At 64.7% G+C, this 15,999-nt stretch carries 13 protein-coding genes; 5 read left to right on the top strand and 8 right to left on the bottom strand.

Going from position 1 to position 15,999, the window contains the following annotated elements; genetic code table 11:
* Nucleotide 1: 1 nt before the first annotated feature.
* From AC3WS4_RS22340 to AC3WS4_RS22325, 4 genes are all read right to left on the bottom strand, one after another.
* Nucleotides 2-3,352, bottom strand: a complete 3,351-nt coding sequence (locus AC3WS4_RS22340; RefSeq protein ID WP_492740464.1) for a UvrD-helicase domain-containing protein — start codon at nt 3,350-3,352, stop codon at nt 2-4.
* Complete coding sequence (locus AC3WS4_RS22335) at nt 3,349-5,982, bottom strand: PD-(D/E)XK nuclease family protein (protein ID WP_492740463.1); 2,634 nt, start codon at nt 5,980-5,982, stop codon at nt 3,349-3,351. Before AC3WS4_RS22335 ends, AC3WS4_RS22340 begins: the two co-directional genes overlap by 4 nt.
* Nucleotides 5,979-7,364, bottom strand: coding sequence for an anti-phage deoxyguanosine triphosphatase (locus AC3WS4_RS22330; protein ID WP_492740462.1), 1,386 nt, complete (start codon nt 7,362-7,364; stop codon nt 5,979-5,981). Before AC3WS4_RS22330 ends, AC3WS4_RS22335 begins: the two co-directional genes overlap by 4 nt.
* A 148-nt stretch (nt 7,365-7,512) precedes the next feature.
* Nucleotides 7,513-8,442 (bottom strand): LysR family transcriptional regulator, encoded by a 930-nt coding sequence (locus AC3WS4_RS22325; protein ID WP_492740461.1) that lies wholly within the window; start codon nt 8,440-8,442, stop codon nt 7,513-7,515.
* A 108-nt stretch (nt 8,443-8,550) separates the two neighbouring features.
* Between AC3WS4_RS22325 and AC3WS4_RS22320 the strand changes: the two genes are divergently transcribed.
* Nucleotides 8,551-9,303 (top strand): 3-oxoacyl-ACP reductase family protein, encoded by a 753-nt coding sequence (locus tag AC3WS4_RS22320; protein ID WP_492740460.1) that lies wholly within the window; start codon nt 8,551-8,553, stop codon nt 9,301-9,303.
* A 26-nt stretch (nt 9,304-9,329) separates the two neighbouring features.
* Nucleotides 9,330-9,932, top strand: coding sequence for an NADPH-dependent F420 reductase (locus AC3WS4_RS22315; RefSeq protein WP_492740459.1), 603 nt, complete (start codon nt 9,330-9,332; stop codon nt 9,930-9,932).
* A gap of 145 nt (nt 9,933-10,077) precedes the next feature.
* Here the strand turns inward: AC3WS4_RS22315 and AC3WS4_RS22310 are convergent, their stop codons facing one another.
* The 3 genes from AC3WS4_RS22310 to AC3WS4_RS22300 all read right to left on the bottom strand — a co-directional run bounded on the left by AC3WS4_RS22310 (nt 10,078) and on the right by AC3WS4_RS22300 (nt 13,274).
* Nucleotides 10,078-11,688 carry a hypothetical protein gene (locus AC3WS4_RS22310; protein WP_492740458.1) on the bottom strand — a complete coding sequence of 537 codons (1,611 nt, stop codon included), beginning with the start codon at nt 11,686-11,688 and terminating at the stop codon, nt 10,078-10,080.
* 230 nt (nt 11,689-11,918) lie between these two features.
* Nucleotides 11,919-12,698, bottom strand: a complete 780-nt coding sequence (locus tag AC3WS4_RS22305; protein ID WP_492740457.1) for a hypothetical protein — start codon at nt 12,696-12,698, stop codon at nt 11,919-11,921.
* A 384-nt stretch (nt 12,699-13,082) separates the two neighbouring features.
* Nucleotides 13,083-13,274, bottom strand: a complete 192-nt coding sequence (locus AC3WS4_RS22300) for a hypothetical protein (protein ID WP_492740456.1) — start codon at nt 13,272-13,274, stop codon at nt 13,083-13,085.
* A 176-nt stretch (nt 13,275-13,450) separates the two neighbouring features.
* Between AC3WS4_RS22300 and AC3WS4_RS22295 the strand changes: the two genes are divergently transcribed.
* The 3 genes from AC3WS4_RS22295 (at nt 13,451) to AC3WS4_RS22285 (ending at nt 15,259) form a co-directional block, all read left to right on the top strand.
* The gene (locus tag AC3WS4_RS22295; protein WP_492740455.1) at nt 13,451-13,918 is read left to right on the top strand and encodes a DUF736 domain-containing protein; all 468 of its coding nucleotides are present in this window, start codon (nt 13,451-13,453) and stop codon (nt 13,916-13,918) included.
* A gap of 74 nt (nt 13,919-13,992) precedes the next feature.
* On the top strand, nt 13,993-15,015 hold the full coding sequence (locus AC3WS4_RS22290; protein ID WP_492740454.1) for an SLOG family protein: 1,023 nt from the start codon (nt 13,993-13,995) through the stop codon (nt 15,013-15,015).
* Between the two features lie 7 nt (nt 15,016-15,022).
* A complete protein-coding gene (locus AC3WS4_RS22285; RefSeq protein WP_492740453.1) occupies nt 15,023-15,259 on the top strand; it encodes a DUF6117 family protein in 237 nt (78 codons plus the stop codon).
* Nucleotides 15,260-15,304: 45 nt separating this feature from the next.
* Here AC3WS4_RS22285 and AC3WS4_RS22280 read toward each other — a convergent pair whose 3' ends face one another.
* Nucleotides 15,305-15,769 (bottom strand): SRPBCC domain-containing protein, encoded by a 465-nt coding sequence (locus AC3WS4_RS22280; protein WP_492740452.1) that lies wholly within the window; start codon nt 15,767-15,769, stop codon nt 15,305-15,307.
* Between the last annotated feature and the right edge of the window lie 230 nt (nt 15,770-15,999).

Here is a 15,999-nt window from a genome sequence, read left to right as displayed (position 1 = left end):
CCTAGTTCGGCGCAGCACTCCAGCCGGCCGGAAGATCGACCCATCGTACCCAGCCAAGGCTGGAATAGACGAGCGCTCCCCGGGGGGCGCCGGTTGCCGCCATATAGAGCCGGAGCTGATCGACATGGTCCTGGCGCTGGCGTTCTCCCGGCGCGACATCGCTCTTCCAGTCGAGCACGACGCTGATGGCGCCATCCTCGATTGCCAGCGCATCGGCGCGTCCCGCCAGCGGCGATTCCGTCTCCTGATCCGCGATCATGCCGTAGACCGGCACTTCGGGAACGAGATGCGGACGCAGGGCCACAACTTCGGGAAGCGCCAGGGTCGTTCGCACCATTTCGGCCACCTCGCCGCAGTCGGGCAGCGTTTCGTGAGAATCGTCATGCGATGCGAGATCGACGATGAGGCGCTCGGCGCGGGCGACAAGTGCTGACAGACCCTCATCCAGTCCTTCCCACAAGACTTCCTCGATGAGCTTGTGCAGCAACAGGCCGCGCAAGCGTCCGGCACCGATGATTTCTGGCGCATCGCCCTCGACAAGGTCGAAGCCATCATCCTCGGTCACGTCGTCGGAAATGATCAGGTCATTGTCATGAGCGCTTGGTTTCAGCCAGGCGATCGGCCTCGACATCGCCCTGATGCGCTCACCCTCGGCTGCAAATATATCGCCGTCCTGCGTGTTCGCCGGGCCGCGGTCGGGCTTCGGCGGGGTCCCGGTGAGGCCCTTCAGATCGAGTTCCGGCAACGCGTCAAAGCACAGATCGACGGCTTTCGAATAGGTGCTTGCGTCCGAATTTTGCCCGCGCGGAAGGATCAGCATATCCTTCGCTCTTGTGCATCCCACATAAAGGAGGCGCGCCCGCTCACAGGCAAGCTCATGCGCTTCGGCGTCGAGCGCTGCCGCAAGCCCGGGCGAGGCAACCCCGCCAACCGTCCAGTGGAGACTATTGTCCTCGGAACGGTGGACGATCCGGTCGCGCGGCGGCGGCCGGCTTGCCATGTTGATGGCGATGACAATCGGCCATTCCAGGCCCTTGGCACTGTGGATCGAGACGATGTCGATGGCCTCTCCTTCCGAATCGACACGCCCTTCGCTCTGCGATTCATCCTCGGACCAGGCGGCACTGACATCCTGGGCAAAGCGGCGCAGCCCGCGCACCGCATAGGCAGCCGCGCGTTGGAGAAACAGGTCGACGTTGGCGATGGCCGCACTCGCCCGCCTGGGATCGCGCCGCGTCAGGATGACGCGGATCGCTAGGCGCTCGACCGCCTCGAGGAGCAGCTGGCTCGGCGTCGTGAACAGCGCGCGGCGCCGTAGATCCTGCAAAGTTCCGAGCAGGCTTCGCAAATCCTGGTCGGCGACATGCTCGAGCGACGTACGCAAAGTGAGCCGCGGAAGCTCGGTATCAGCTTCGCGTGGCAGCGCGGCGGTTATGTCGAGCAGCGCTTCATCGGTCATGCCGACGAGCGGGCCGCGCAGAAAGGCCCCAAGAGCCAGCGTATCGGCGGGGTCGGCGAGCAAGCGGGTGAGCGTAACGAGATCCTGGACTTCCTGCCGCCGGTAAAAACCGCGGCCCGCCTTGGAGGCAAAAGGAAGTTTATGCGCCTGGAGCGCACGTTCGTAGCGCCAGAGCTGCGTGCCGGCGGGCGCGAGCAGCGCAATGTCGCCCGGCCGCACCTTGCGGACCGAACCATCGGCTTCCTTCAGGTCGAGCCCGCCCACCAACTTAGCGCAGGCTTCGGCCACCGCCTCAGCTTCCGCATCCCGGATTTCACCCACGCGGGCATCATGCGGCAGTGAGAGCGTGAGCCGCGCTGCGCAGGCGAGATCGTGGCGCCTTTCGCGTCTGGTAGGATCGAGCGCCACATAGCCGGGCTGGCCCGGCAAGGAGAGCGGCGCCGCGAAGCAGCAGTTCACATAGGTGAGAATGTCCTCGATCGTCCGGAAGTTCGATGTGACCTGCAGGATATTGTCGGGAAAGGCTCCGGCGATCACCGCCTTTGCGGCCTCGTAACTGCGGATCGCGGCCCCTCTGAACAGGAACAGCGACTGTTTCGGATCGCCGACCAGAAACAGCGCGCCGGGACGCTGGGGCACATCCTCCCATCGTTCGGCATGATCGGTCCCGCCAAGGCGAAACACGATGTCGCACTGAACCGGATCGGTATCCTGGAATTCGTCGACGAGCAGGTAGCGGAACCGGCCCGCGAGTGCAGCGCGTACGGGCGGATGGCCTCGCAGCAGCGCGGTTGCCTGTTCGAGCAGGTCATCGAAGTCGAGAACGGCAGACGCGCGCTTGGCCGCGGTATAATTGGCGAGGACCGCATCGAGTTCCTGCGAAAGCTGCGCCGTGATCGCGCCCCCTATGACCGCTAGCAACTGGCGATAGGTTGCATCTACTCTCGCGAACGCCGTCTGGAATGCCTCTTCCAGCGCGGGCGCGGCCTCGGCGCCCGCGGCCATGCGCCACAAATGCTCGGTCCGGGGCACGCGAAGCTGAAGGCTGTCGCGCTCCATCCGCGGCGACCGCGTGGGATGTGCGAGCCGCCAGAGCTGGGCAAAGCCCGGTGGTGTCGCAAAGCTTCCGGTATAAGGGGCGGCAAGCGCTTCGAGTTCGTCCACAAACTTTGCCACAAATGGCTCGGGCGGCGCCGCGATACACCACCGCTTGAGGCTGTCTACGGCATCGAGGAATTCGATATCGGGCCGCGCGGTCATATCCGGCATCGGGGCCCGGGCGGAACGATGTCGGCGCCGCATCCCCGCAATCTCGCGGAAGAGCGCTACAACACCGCGTGGGTCCTCGCGCGTGAGGATCGCGATCGGATCATCATTCGACGGCAAGCCGGAAAGACGATCGGTTAGCCAGGCATCGAACACGCGGTCGAACATTGCCTTGGCTGAATCCTCGTCGATCACCTGGGCACCAGGATCGATATCGGCCTCGACGGCATAGTCCGCGAGCAGAATCTGGCAAAAGCCGTGGATCGTCGATGTGGTCAATTCATCGAACCGGAGCGCGGCGGTCTGCAGCGATGTCCGCTGCTGCACATCAATGCCCCCGCTGAGGACAGCTTCGAGCGGCTTGGGCACAGAGCCGGCGAGCAATTCCGAGACATAGGCATGCACCCGCTCGGCGAGTTCGCTCGCCGCCGCTTCGGTAAAGGTAATCGCCGCGATTTGGCCTGGCGGGATGCCGTTCAAGAGGAGCATCGTCACTCGACCAGCGAGAAGCGAGGTCTTGCCTGTGCCGGCGCCCGCTTCGACCAATAGCGTAGCGTCGAGATCCGTCAGCGCGCGGCGTCTCGCTTCGGCGTCCTGTGCGGGCTTGTCGGAGGGCGCCATACTCATCGCTCGCGCCAGACCTGCCGAAACGTGCCGAAAGCCTCGTCGATCGCGCCCTTCCTGGCGGTCGGTTCGCCGACGGCGGGGCGGGCCAGCCGATATCGATTCCAGCGTTCCTGGTCATCCGGTCCCGGCAGGCTGACCCCGCGTTCAAGAAGCGCTGTGGCAAGGTTGAGCAACTCGCCAACCCGTGTCATCGCCGCTTCAGGATCTTGAAGCTTGTGTCGCCGGGGCGTCTCGTCGCCGAGATAAACCAGGTCGGCATGGAGTGCGGCATCGGTCATGTGATGGCGGGCGGCGATGCTGTAGAGCGCGCGCTGCAATTCCTTGCCACCGTCGAGTATGAGCGCCTGCACATTCCCCGGCGCGCGTGCGGTCTTGTAATCGGTCACGCGAACCGCTGTGTCGCCGACAGCGATCTCGACCCGGTCGATCCGCCCTCTGATCGTAAGACGCGTCCCCGGGATGAGAATCTTCGGCTCGGGATCCCAGGGTAATGTCCCGGTCGCGCCCGCTTCACCGAACGGCACCTCGGTCCAGCTGCGCGTGCCGGGCTTGAATTCATCGAGCCTGAGCGCTGCCAATGCCAGTCTTGCTGCCTCTTCGAGCGTGTGGCGCCAGAGCATGGGAGGTGGTGTCGGTCGCATTGCGGGCCATTGCCGCGCCACCCGCTCGGTTGCCTGGCTCAGTGCATCCTCGACCTCATGGACAGCGGCGCGAGCAAACCCTGGTCCGTTTTCGAGTGTCACGACGGTATATTGGAGGAGCTGATGAACGACTTCGCCAAATGCCCGGTCGGTCAGCGACAAGGTGTGCGCCTCCTCGAGCGTCGCGTGCCAGCCGAGCGCATATCGCCACATAAAGGCTTGTGGGTCGCGCAGGAGCTGTCTCAGCGAAGACGCCGACTGCGTCTGCGCCAGCGTTTCGAGGATGATCGGGTGATTCGGGCGGATCAGTCCGTCCCAGGGCGTAAGCTCGCGCTGCCGGCGCGCGCGAGCGCAGCTGACGGGCCGGGCCAGTCGCGGTTGGTCAGCGCCGTCCTTCGGTCGAGCCTGCAGGCGATCGCTTTCGCTATAGGCATGTTTAGGGATCCGCAGGCGACCGAGCCGGCGGCGCGGCAAATCGGGCGGGAGCAGGGGGCTTGGAGCCTGCGCGCCTCCCTGCGGTGTCCGCCGCGCATAGGACAGCGAGACGCCGGCCGATGCGCCGTTGCAGATCGCAGTGAAGTGCCGGCGATCCTCCTCGGGTCGGCTTGGACTAAGCGCGCGATCGATGGGCAGGATATTCTCGGGGAGCAACGGGTCGTCCCGGCGCGATCGCGGCCAGGCGCGCGAGGTCATGCCCAGCAGCCGCACCCAGGGCCTTGGCGCGCCCGCTACATGCGCTGCGGGGCCCCAGACGATATTCGCGCCCGGATCCCTGCCATCGGCGATGCGCAGGCTCGAGAGCGTGAAGGGCAGGGCAGCGGGCGGTGCGCGGCGCAGGGCAGTCCGCCACAGCGCCGTCGCACCGCGCGGCAGCAATTGCTCCCCCGCCTGTGCCGCCCCGTCGAGTCCGGTGGACACCAGTTCAAGTGCAGGCATCAGCATTGCAGCGATATCGTACTGGTCTGAACGCCCAGCCGCCGCGATGTCGAGCGCACGGCGCCATTGGTCGAGCGTTGCCAGAGCACCTCCCGGGGCTACGCCGGCAAGCGGCTGGCCAGGCGTATCGGGCCAGGCCGGGCATCGCCCCAGGCTGTGTGCGAGAAGCCGCTGAACGCGGCCATAGGACAGGCCTTGCGCCAGCAAATCGGCAAGCGCCGCGCACGCCTGACCCTCTATGCTGCAGAGGGCGGGGATGCCGTGACTGAAATGGATGGGCAGTCCTGAGCCCGCCGCCAGGCCCAGCATGCTGTCGTCCCAGCTTTCGGGCGAAGCTGCGACAATGGCGATTTCGGCTGGGCCGGCGTTGCCGGACGCCAGCAATGCCCGCGCCCACCGCAGCGCCTCGATCACCTCGGCCTGTGGATGCGCGCAGGTCACGATCTCGACAGGGACGGGCCTTTTGGAGGCAATTTGCGCGTCGCCCGCTGCCCACCCGGCTGGGGGGCTGCACCCCTGCCAAAGAACGGGACCGGTTTCGGCAAGCGCCTCTACAAGCGGACGCCAGATCGGCGCGACGTGGTGAACCTGCTCGAAGGTTACAGATCCGGCCAGCCGCGCGAACAGATGGCGCCGGTCCAGCGCGGCGGCGATGAGGTCGGGCGGGATCAAGGCGCCGCCGGTCAGGCCCTGCCGTACGCGTGCCTCGAGCAAGGCGAGATCGGCGACGCGCGGATGAAGTTCCTTATGTGCATCGAGCGAAATAGCCGCGCGCCAAACCCGATCCAGCGTTCGCACGAGCGCCCTGACCATGCCCGGCAGATCCTTCAGCGGCGTGATCTCGGCAAAGCCGCCATCGCCAAGAGCGCTTCGCGCCGCCAGTTCAAGATCGGCGGCATCGGCCGGGCGCGCAAAGCCGCCAGCCAGCCGCGCGGCGAGTTGTGGCAGCGTGACGATCTGCAATCCCAGCTCGCAGGTTCGCGCCGCTTCCAGGCGCCGCATATGCAGCGCAAGCGGTCCATGCACCACGACTGTCCGGGCGTCATAGCTCATATGCTGTCGAACACGGACCCCATTCTCGGGCTGAACAGACGCTCATAGGTCTTGAGGAGGAAGGTGTCGGTCATTCCCGAGACATGGTCGCAGATGACCCTCGGGTCCTTGTCTTCCTCTTCATATAGCCGGAAGGTGTTTCGCGGCAGGAACGCCTCGGGTTCCGAGTTCAGCGCCTCGAAGACCGCGACGACCATCTGTTGCCCCTTGAACTCGAGATGCTGCACCTCGGGGCTACGGATGACGATCTTGTAAACCAGCTTTTTCAGGGCGTTGAGCAGACGCTTCGCATCAGGATGAATGTCGGCCCGGTAGCGAAGAAGCGGCTCGTCGAAACCCGTCTCCTCCCGAATTGTGCAGTGAAGAACAAAGTATCCCACCAACAGGCTGACGGCATGTTTGCGTTCCGAAGCCGTGCCAAAAAGCATTCGGACGAGCGATGCGTAGACGTCGTTACCGGTCGCCGTGCGGTTGCGTGAATTGACCCAGTCCAGATAGTGCGCACAGATCGCCGGATTGACATGCTGCTCGAAATCCGCCGCGCTGACGAGACGGAGAGCGGCTGCGTCCTCAAGGTCATGGACACCGAAGGCGATGTCGTCGGCAAGGTCCATGATGCTGCAGTCAAACGACTTGTGCAGTGGCTTGAAATGTTCGGGCAGCGGTGCTTCTTCGCCTTCCGCCACCATCGGCGGGTCGACATGCTTTACTGCGGTGAAAAGCTGCCCGTCGCTTTCGGATAGGCCTTCAAGGATCCAGGCAACCACGGGCAATTCGCTGTCCATGAAGCATTTGGGCGGCTTGGAGCGGTCCCGGTCGATGAGGCGCAGCACCGACTGATCGCTGATGAGCTGCGGACGGCGTTCGGGATTTGCGGCACGGCTGAATTCAACGGGATATTTGAGCGTTCCCAGCAAGGTGCGCCGCGTGAGGTCAGCTCCATTGCCCGTCGAAAACTTCTCGATCCGCGCGAGGATGCGCAGGGTCTGGCCATTACCTTCGAAACCGCCATGCTTCATCATGCAATAGTTCAACGCCACTTCGCCGCCATGCCCGAAGGGCGGGTGACCAAGATCATGTGTGGCACCGATTGCCTGGATCAGGGCGAGGTCCGGAAGATGCGGAATCGCTGGGTGATCTGGATTGTCGTGCCGCAGCTGTCGGGCAATGCCGCCAGCAATCTGGGCGACTTCGAGCGAATGGGTGAGGCGGGTGCGATAGAAATCACTGTCGCCGAGATTGAGGATCTGGGTCTTGCCCTGCAGCCGCCGAAAAGACGCTGAGTGAATGATTCTGCCATAATCTATGTCGGCGTTGGAGCGGGCGTCCGCTTCACTTTTCTTCCAGCCGCTGCGGCGTTCTTCCCAATTCATGCGCAACATCTATCGATGATCATTCAAGGAAGATAGGCCCGGGATGAAATTCTTCGTCAGATTTGTACAAATGCGAAATCATTCCTTCGAGGGCATAAGTAAGATCATTGCCCACGCGGTTGTCCTCACCAGTGTTCAGATCGGGATATGCCGCAATCTACGAAAGGCTTCCCGCAAAGCGTCTGGCCAACTGGTCGCGTTTGAAAGCATCGGCCAACCAGTCAACGAAAGCGCGTGTCTTTGCGGGAAGCAGCGCGCGTGATCCAAAGTAGATCGAGATCGCGCCCGCATCGGCATACCAGCGCGGAACCAGGCGCACGAGCGCACCGCTCTCGAGATCGGGCAGCACGTCGGGTACCGCCACCAGCGCCACGCCAAGTCCAAGCAGCGCTGCCGCACGCATCGCGGCCGGATCGTTGACGACGACATTTTCTCGCAGCGTTGCGGGCATCTCGGTCCCCGCAGCGTCGCGCATCGTCCAGTGTCTGATCCGCCCGGTTTGCAGCGACCGCATGACGATCCCGTCCAATGGCTCGAGCCCCGACGGATCGGCGGGCGGAGTACGACCTGCAAGCCAGGCGGGTGAAGCGACCGCAACGATATGCGCCGGTGCCAGTGTACGCGCGACAATCCCGGGCGACAGGTCGAAGCCGCCGCCGATCGCCGCATCATATCCTTCGGCAACCATATCGATCTGCCGGTTCTCAAAATGCCACTCTGGTCGGATGCGCGGATATCGCTCGAGGAAGGCCGGCAGCAGCGGGAGGATGTGCATCATGCCGAAAGTCGGTGCCATACTGACCTTGAGCGCTCCCGAGGGCTCGCCGCTATCGGACGCAATCCCGGCGATCGCTGCTTGAATATCACTGAGGCTTCCGACGACGGCCAGGCGGAAGGTCTCACCGGCTTCGGTCAGCGTCAGCCGGCGCGTCGAGCGATGGAACAGGCGAACTCCGAGATTGCGTTCGAGAATCGCCACATTCCGGCTCACGGCAGCAGGTGTAAGGGCCAGGCGACGCGCGGCTTCCGAAAAGCTGCCGAGTTCGGCGCTCCTCGCGAAGGATTCGAGATTAGCCAGCGTTTCCATTCGCTCACTTTCAATGTTTAGTTGAAAATATAACAAATCAATTCCGTCTAATCGAGACGCAATGATTGCGCCATCTTCGCTTCACCAATCAAGCAAGGAGTGAAGATAATGACCGAGATTACCCAGAAACTTGCCGGCAAGGTTGCGCTCGTCACCGGAGGATCACGCTCGATCGGCGCAGCCATCGCGAAACGTCTCGCGGCCGACGGCGCCGCCGTAGCGCTGACCTACAGTGCGTCGCCTGATCGCGCGGCACGGGTCGTCGCCGACATCGAGGCGGCAGGCGGCAAGGCGCTCGCGATCGAAGCCGACGCCGGCAATCCCGATGCGGTGCGCGCGGCGGTCACACGCACCGTCGAGGCGTTCGGCGGCATTGACATCCTCGTCAACAATGCCGGTGTCGCGGTCAACGCGCCGATCGAGGAGTTCCGCTTCGAGGATTATGAGCGGATGCTCGCGGTCAACGTTACCGGCGTGTTCGTCGCGACACAGGAAGCGGTGCGCCAGATGAAGAATGGCGGCCGCATCATCCACATCGGGTCGTCAATGACGCGCTACGCGGCCTTTCCGACCGCGTCGGTCTATACGCTGACCAAGGGCGCGATCACCGGCTTCAACCGTAGCCTCGTCCGTGACCTCGGCCCGAAGGGCATCACGGTCAACACCGTCCATCCCGGCCCGACCGACACCGACATGAACCCCGCCGACGGCCCGGTCTCCGCAATCGTCGGCCCCGGCATGGCGATCGGCCGTTATGGCCAACCGGGTGAAATCGCCAGCGTTGTCGCCTTCCTTGCGAGCGAAGAAGCCGCCTTCGTCACCGGCGCCGACATCGTCGCCGATGGCGGCCTGACCGCCTGAAACCCAAAGTCGAAAGGAACAATATCATGTCAAGCATCGGCATCATCGGCGCCGGCAACATCGGCCGCGCCATCGCCGCGGCCCTCGCCAAAAACGGCATCCCCGCAACCCTCGCCAACAGCCGCGGGCCCGATAGCCTTGCCGACGTCGTCGCGGGAATCGGCCCCGACATCACGGCGGGAACGCGCGAAGAAGCGGCGGCCAAGGATATCGTCTTCGTTGCGGTGAACTGGTCGAAGCTGCCCGCGGCGCTCGCCGGCTTGCCCGACTTTGCCGGGCGCATCGTCGTCGACGCGAACAATCCGATCGAGGCACCGCTGTTCAAGCCTGCCGACCTTGGCGGCCGCGTATCGTCCGACGTCTTCGCTGATCTCGTTCCCGGCGCGCGCGTCGTGAAGGCCTTCAATCACCTCCAGCCGCAACTCGTCGCCGGCGATCCGGGCAGCGAGGGCGGCAAGCGCGTCCTCTTCTATTCGGGCGACGATGTCGCCGCGAAGGCCGAGATTGGTGCACTTATCGACCGGCTCGGCTTCGCCGGGATCGACCTCGGGCCGCTCTCCCTCGGCGCCCGGCTCGTTCAGTTTCCCGGCGGGCCGCTCCCCACGCTCAATCTCGTCAAGTTCGATTGACGGTGGATTAGCGGGCAACATCCGGGGCGCATGCCGCCTTGGATGTCGTGCGCTGTCCGACAGCAGCCTATCGGCTTTAGCCAGGAAAGCCGGGAAGAATGGACGCTAGCGTGGGGCTATCCTGGCAAGGAAATTCGCCATCAATTCAGAGATTCTGCTCGCCTGGTGACGCCTGCAAACAGGTCGCGGCGAGTGCATCGAGCATTTCGGTCGTCCGGTTGAGTAGCTCGGCAACAATAGCGGGTGCGCCTTTCCCATCAAAGCCGATGCGCCGCAGAAGCTTCTCGTGGTTCGAGCCACGCACATGAGCTGCCCCCGTCGAGCGCAGGCCCTGAAGGGCTCGCAGTGTCGCAACATCGCGCAAGACATGGGGATAGCCCTCCCGCATGAGATAGCGTTCGAGCTTGGCAAGACTGCGCTCGCCCTCGATCGGTTCGGCAAGCGCGGCGTCAAGCGCCGTGTCGTTCAGGCTGTCGACAAGGATTTTCGTGAGACCGAGGAGCTGCGCATCGAGTTCGGCCGGATTGTCGCTGGTCGGCACGTGAAGTTTGACCAGAAGATGACGATCGCCCGGTGGAAGCGGCCTGAACAGCGGCCAGCCATGCCTGGCCGTCCAGCTTTCGATGAACCGTTCATACGCAAATTTGAACCGATGCTCGGGCTGTTCGCCGTCGGCGAAATTCGCCTCGAAGCTGCGGGCGTGCGCCGTCTTGCTGAGGCCGCCCTCTGGCGGGATATTATTCGCGCGCCAATGGAGCTGTTCGGTATAAGGAATGTCGCGCCCGAGATCGCCGAGGAACACGATGACCCGCTCGCTGTGATCGTCGTCGATGCGCAGAACCCAATGGGGATCCCGGCGAACCACGCCATCGCTGACCGCATAGCGAGCGGGATTATGAAAATAGCGGTCGAGCACTTCGCGACGGAAATGCACCGGCGTCAGATAATCCGGCGCGCCGGGGTTCTTGCCGAACAGGTTGGCAAGGCCCGCCGGATTCGACGAATATTCGACTGGATTGCCCATAGCATCCTCGCCGATGATGAAATCGGCATGGCGACTTTCGCCCTTATCGAGTTTCGTCGCCCGCGGCGGCGGCGCCAGGAGCCGTTTGCCGCACAAACGCGATATCGGTGGCCCATAGTCGTCCATCGAGCCGAAGCTCCATGTTCGATCCGGCTCGCGCACATCGACATAGCGCTGCCCCTCGGGAAGGGGATTTTTGGCCGTATCCTCGAGTGTAACGACATGGTCGAAGAATATGGCGAGGTGCATCTGGCGAGCCTGAAGATAGGCAAGCAGCGGTTGCTTGAGGATTTGCACCTCCTCGGCGGCGATCCGGGCGACGACGTCGTCATTGCCGCTGGCATTGGCCTGCACCAAGGTGCCGTCTGCGCCGGGAAACAGGTCGAGATACAGCCGCAGGTCTTCGGTCAGTTCGACATGAAATCCCGAGCTGCCTCGCTCTCGCGTGATAACCAGGGGTTCAATGCCCTCGTCCGGACGGCGCTCATAGCCGACCTCGGCATTATCGCCTGAGCCATAAAGCACCACACCGGGGCCGCTCAAACTCCCCCAGTGGAGATCCCACTGGATGTCCGCGAGCGCGCCCGGCACCTTGTCGGCAGCAATAAGGCCACTGTACCAGGCCTCTTCATCCACAAGCCTGTAAAGCGTGATCCAGCGTCCTTCGAACAAGCGGTCGATCGCCTCCCGGTGAGCGGTCTGGGCAAAACGGGTGGCAATTGGTTCGGTCATCAAGTCTTCCAGCTGTCATCGCAAGTGTTTGCGGTATTTTCGCTATCATGCTGCACCGCAACTTCGAAGGGCTGAAGCGGGCGGTATGGCCATCGTTGGGCAACTGGCGCTTAGCGGAACGATATTGCCGGGAGGAAAAGGGCCAACCATATGAGCGCTGAATAGGCGACGGCTAACAACTCAGGCCAGACAGTCGTTCGTTTCGCACCGCCGCGCCTGCCGGTCTCGCCTTACCAGCGAATATGACCCGCCCGCCGCGTGGCGTGCTGTCGCTCCTTGCGCTGGCGGTCCTGCGCGCGTGCGCCGTCAGGGCGGATCTCGCAATCGAGATCGTAGAGCGACGCTTTGCCCATGTTGAAGCGCGCGTTCAGCGTCTCGCGGCCATAATCGTCGGTGTGGGGCTTCACGTCGAACCCGGCATGGATCGCGGCCGCGATCAGCAGGCCGTTCGGAACATAGATCGGCCCGAGCTTTTCACCATCCGGATAGCTACATGCATAATTCTCGGCGATATGCTTCAGCCAATAGCTGTTGGTCGCGGGCCGGATCGTCTTTGTCCGCTCGACCCGCGAGACGAAGACGAGGCTCGCGAGGAACGGCTTGACCGCATGCTCGCTGACCAGTTCGGCGCGATCGTCATCGAAGCGCTTGCGCCGTCCCGCTGCCGTGTCATCGCGCTGCCACTCGCCGATGCCGAACCCGCCGGCAGTGAGCGTCGGATAGCGTTCGGCCACCTGCTGGAGCGCGGCCTTGGCGACCGCACGGTACAGCGCCGAGCTAGTGACATGGAAATCATGCCGCGCGAGATAGGCCGTGAACGCCGCGCCATCGGCGACGGCGTGGCTGCCCGAACCGGCATCGGCCTTCAGCGACGCATAGGTCCGGTAGCTGAGACCCCGCGCAAGCGCTTCGCAGCGATGCGAGGATTTGACGTCCGGCAACGCCCTGGTCAGCGACAGCTTCATCGTGTCGATGGCGGACGCGGTGACGGGAATGGAAAGGGTGAACACAAAGCACCTCCAATATGGGCATGGCCGTTCGCCGATTATGCAGCAGCCCGATGGAAGGGTCGCTTCGGTTCCGATGTGCAAAAGCAGGACGCTCTTCAGACGTTTGACCCGGCGACAGGTCACAGGTGTCCAACCCGCTCACCGATATAGGAATCCCGTTTCGGTGCCGCAAGGGATGATGCGGCGGTTCGCTCTGAATCGTTGTGCCGAAGGGGGTGAGGGGAGGGCGGCCGCCCGCTGGCGCGGGCACCGCCGCTCTATCTCCGCGGCGCTGGCGCGCCGCTCCGACCGAGCTCCGGCTGCGCCGGATCTCGGCCCTGCCGGGTAACGATCGGCTGCCGGACGAGGAAAAGCGCGGGGGAAGGGGCGGGGCTGGGGCGGTGGTCAGCCGCGCGGCCGGAAATTGTGCGGGCGGCGGTCGAACTCGTCGGCCGTGACCTCGAGATCGACAGCGAGCTGACGGAGCGCCCGCGCGGCGCCCAGCCGCTCGAGGCCGTCGCCCTGCGCGGCTGAGCTGCCGCGCTCGGCGCGGGACCGCGCCAGCCGCGCGACGGTTCGCATCGTCTCCGAGTCCATGGGGCGGCATCATAGCGCGGGAAACGGCGCGGCGCGAGCGCCGGTGCGGGCGGCGAGGGCGGGCTGTCCGACGGGCGTCGGCGCGCGGCCGTGGGGCCGGGACAGAGAGGAGAGAGGGTCTTTGGCTGGTGTCGCTTCGGATGGTCCGGAGTGACGTCAAGTCAAAGGAAAGTCTCATGAATATCGGTGAATTCAACGTTCGTAACGGCCGTCTTCTGGGTTCGATCGCCACCCGCACGATCGATCTGCCGCGCCTCGGTCTCCGCCCGGTTGAAAGCGACAATGACCGCGCCCCGGTCTTCGAGATCGTCGCGCTCAATGTCGGCAATCGCTGGGTGCAGGTCGGTGCGCTCTGGGAAGCGGTCGCCAAGCACACCACCGGCGAAATCTTCCTCCAGGGCTCGATCGACGATCCGAGCCTCGCCGAGGCGCTGCCGATCGCGCTCTTCGGCAGCGACGAGGACGGCTACCGCGTCGCCTGGCGTCGGCCGCAGCGCCGCGACGATTTCGGGCCTGCGGTCCGCTCGGCGCGCCGCGATTATGATGGCGGGGGCGCGGGCGACGGCTTCGGCGACAGCACCGCTGGCAGCAATGACGAAATGGCGGGCAGCCAGGCGCCCGTCGATGACGAGATCCCCTTCTGACGGGCGATCCCGACCGGGCCGGGGGCGTCAGCGCTCCCGGCCTTTTTCTTATCCAGCATCAGAAAGGTCCGGCCATGACCCGCACCCGTCCTCCGAGCATCGACCGCTTCGCCGATCTCAAGCAGCTTTATGCCGAAGCCGTCGCTACCCCCGAATTCCAGGCCGCTTTCGGCGATCCCATGCCGCTCTCGATCGTCGAACCGGGCGAAGAAGCCGGCGAGCATGACATGCCCGAACCGATCGCGGCGCAGGCCGAATGCGGCGGCATCGTCGCCGCCATCTTCGACCTGTTCACCGGAACCCGGCTCGAACCCTTCGCCCCCGACATCGCCTGGGGCGTCGTCAACTCCTTCCATTTCGTCGCCGGCAAGATCGAGCGCCGCGAGGATGCGATCGCCGAGGAACTGGGCGACCTCGCGCGCCGGCCCGATCTCAGCGAGGTCTATGCGACGAGCCTTGAGGACAAGCAGCTTCTCTGCCGCTCGCTCGCCGAGCAGCGCGATGCGATCGAATGCATGCGCGATTATGCCGCCGAGATGTATCGCGCGCTCTCGGGCTGGCCCTGGTCTCCGGCCAAGGGCACGCGCGCCTCGACCGTCTCGATCGCGAGCCAGATCGCGGTGCAGGATTTCCTGCGCGCGCGGCAGCTCGCGAGCCGCGAGCGCCATTTGCCGCAGGGGCCGATCGTCGTCTTCTCCGGCCCAGCAATCTGGGAGAATTGGCAACCTATCTGGGACCGGCTCGACCAGGTCAAGGCGCGCGTGCCGCATATGACGCTGGTCACGACCGGCCAGCGCAAGGGCGCCGACGCGATCGCGGCGGCCTGGGCGGCGCGCCCGGAGAATGGCGTGCCGCTCGTCGCTTATGGCCTCTACGGCTCGGGCAAGAAGGTCGCCTTCAATCGCAACCGCAAGCTCGTCGACCTCGCGCCGGTCGAGGCCGTGCTCTGCGAAGGATCGGGACTCCAGGCGAACCTCTATCAGCTGCTGCGCAAGGCGGGCGTTCCGATCCACGCCTTCCGCAAGAGCGAGGCGGCGATCCCGGCGGGGGCGGCGGTGCGGCCGGGGGCCGCGATCCCGCTCGCCCGGGCGGCGTGAGGCGACCATGGCCTTCTCCAGCCTCTGCATCCGCAACTATTCGTTGCTGCTGCGCGCCGCCGAACGGGGCGACCTCGCGCTGATGGAATGCACCGACCGCGCGACCGGCGCCCTTGTCTATGTCGTCTGCGATATGTGGCGCGACGGCGGCATCCAAGGCATCACCCCGCTCGCCATGCTCCATGACGGGAAGCCCGACGATCTCATCTGGCCGCCCGGGCACAGCCCGACGACGGCGCATTAATCCCCTGAAGGCGGCCCTCCCAAGTGGAGAGGCCGCCTTTTGTCGTCATTCGGTGAGCATGGCCAGCCGGCGGAGCGACGCGGCGAGCGCCTCGCGATGCGCGTCCGCGTCGATTGCCTCGGACATCCCGGTCGCGCGGAGAGTCACCTTGGTCCCGCTCTGCGCCGCCTCGATCAGCGTCTCGAACGTCATCGACCCGGCATCATGTCCGTTCAGCCCAAGAAAGCGGACCGCCTCAAGCACACGTTCGTCGGGCAGGAAATCGACGAAGCGGCCCTCGATCAGGTCCATGCCCGGTGCGGAGACGCCATGGGTCTCATCGTCATAAAGGAGCTTCAGGCGATAGCCGCCGCCGGTGCGCGGATCGAGCGCGGTGAAGCTGCCCGCGACCCCTTCGGGAACGCGCCACGCCTTCAACGTCTCGGCATCGAGGAAGGTCCTGAACAGCACCCGCGGCGTCGCGAGAATGATCCGCGACGCGCTGTCGACCCGCTCTGCCTGTTCCCCCACCTCCAAATCCCTTCTTCCTTCCCTTGGGCTGTCCCGCCACCCGGTGACGGGCTGCTGTCATTGTTGCCGGAGCGCCAGCGTCCTTCGAAGGGCCAAAGGCCCGGCCCGGGTGTCGAGCCCGTCCCGGTCCTTTTGGGGCCAGCGCTATGGGGCACCCCTTTTGCGAATCGGGGGCGTCGAGCCCCCGCTTCGCAAGCCTCTTCTTCTCTCTCAACTCTTTTTAGCGTGGC

The sequence above is a fragment of the Sphingopyxis sp. EU05-FHT14B03 genome (assembly GCF_058790875.1).
This window is presented reverse-complemented; position numbering and strand designations above follow the sequence as displayed.

Coding starts and splice junctions, on each gene's coding strand:
- AC3WS4_RS22335 (WP_492740463.1), bottom strand. CDS start 5,982: ATGAGCTATGACGCCCGGACAGTCGTGGTGCATGGACCGCTTGCGCTG.
- AC3WS4_RS22325 (WP_492740461.1), bottom strand. CDS start 8,442: ATGGAAACGCTGGCTAATCTCGAATCCTTCGCGAGGAGCGCCGAACTC.
- AC3WS4_RS22295 (WP_492740455.1), top strand. CDS start 13,451: ATGAATATCGGTGAATTCAACGTTCGTAACGGCCGTCTTCTGGGTTCG.
- AC3WS4_RS22330 (WP_492740462.1), bottom strand. CDS start 7,364: ATGTTGCGCATGAATTGGGAAGAACGCCGCAGCGGCTGGAAGAAAAGT.
- AC3WS4_RS22290 (WP_492740454.1), top strand. CDS start 13,993: ATGACCCGCACCCGTCCTCCGAGCATCGACCGCTTCGCCGATCTCAAG.
- AC3WS4_RS22315 (WP_492740459.1), top strand. CDS start 9,330: ATGTCAAGCATCGGCATCATCGGCGCCGGCAACATCGGCCGCGCCATC.
- AC3WS4_RS22320 (WP_492740460.1), top strand. CDS start 8,551: ATGACCGAGATTACCCAGAAACTTGCCGGCAAGGTTGCGCTCGTCACC.
- AC3WS4_RS22310 (WP_492740458.1), bottom strand. CDS start 11,688: ATGACCGAACCAATTGCCACCCGTTTTGCCCAGACCGCTCACCGGGAG.
- AC3WS4_RS22300 (WP_492740456.1), bottom strand. CDS start 13,274: ATGGACTCGGAGACGATGCGAACCGTCGCGCGGCTGGCGCGGTCCCGC.
- AC3WS4_RS22340 (WP_492740464.1), bottom strand. CDS start 3,352: ATGAGTATGGCGCCCTCCGACAAGCCCGCACAGGACGCCGAAGCGAGA.
- AC3WS4_RS22285 (WP_492740453.1), top strand. CDS start 15,023: ATGGCCTTCTCCAGCCTCTGCATCCGCAACTATTCGTTGCTGCTGCGC.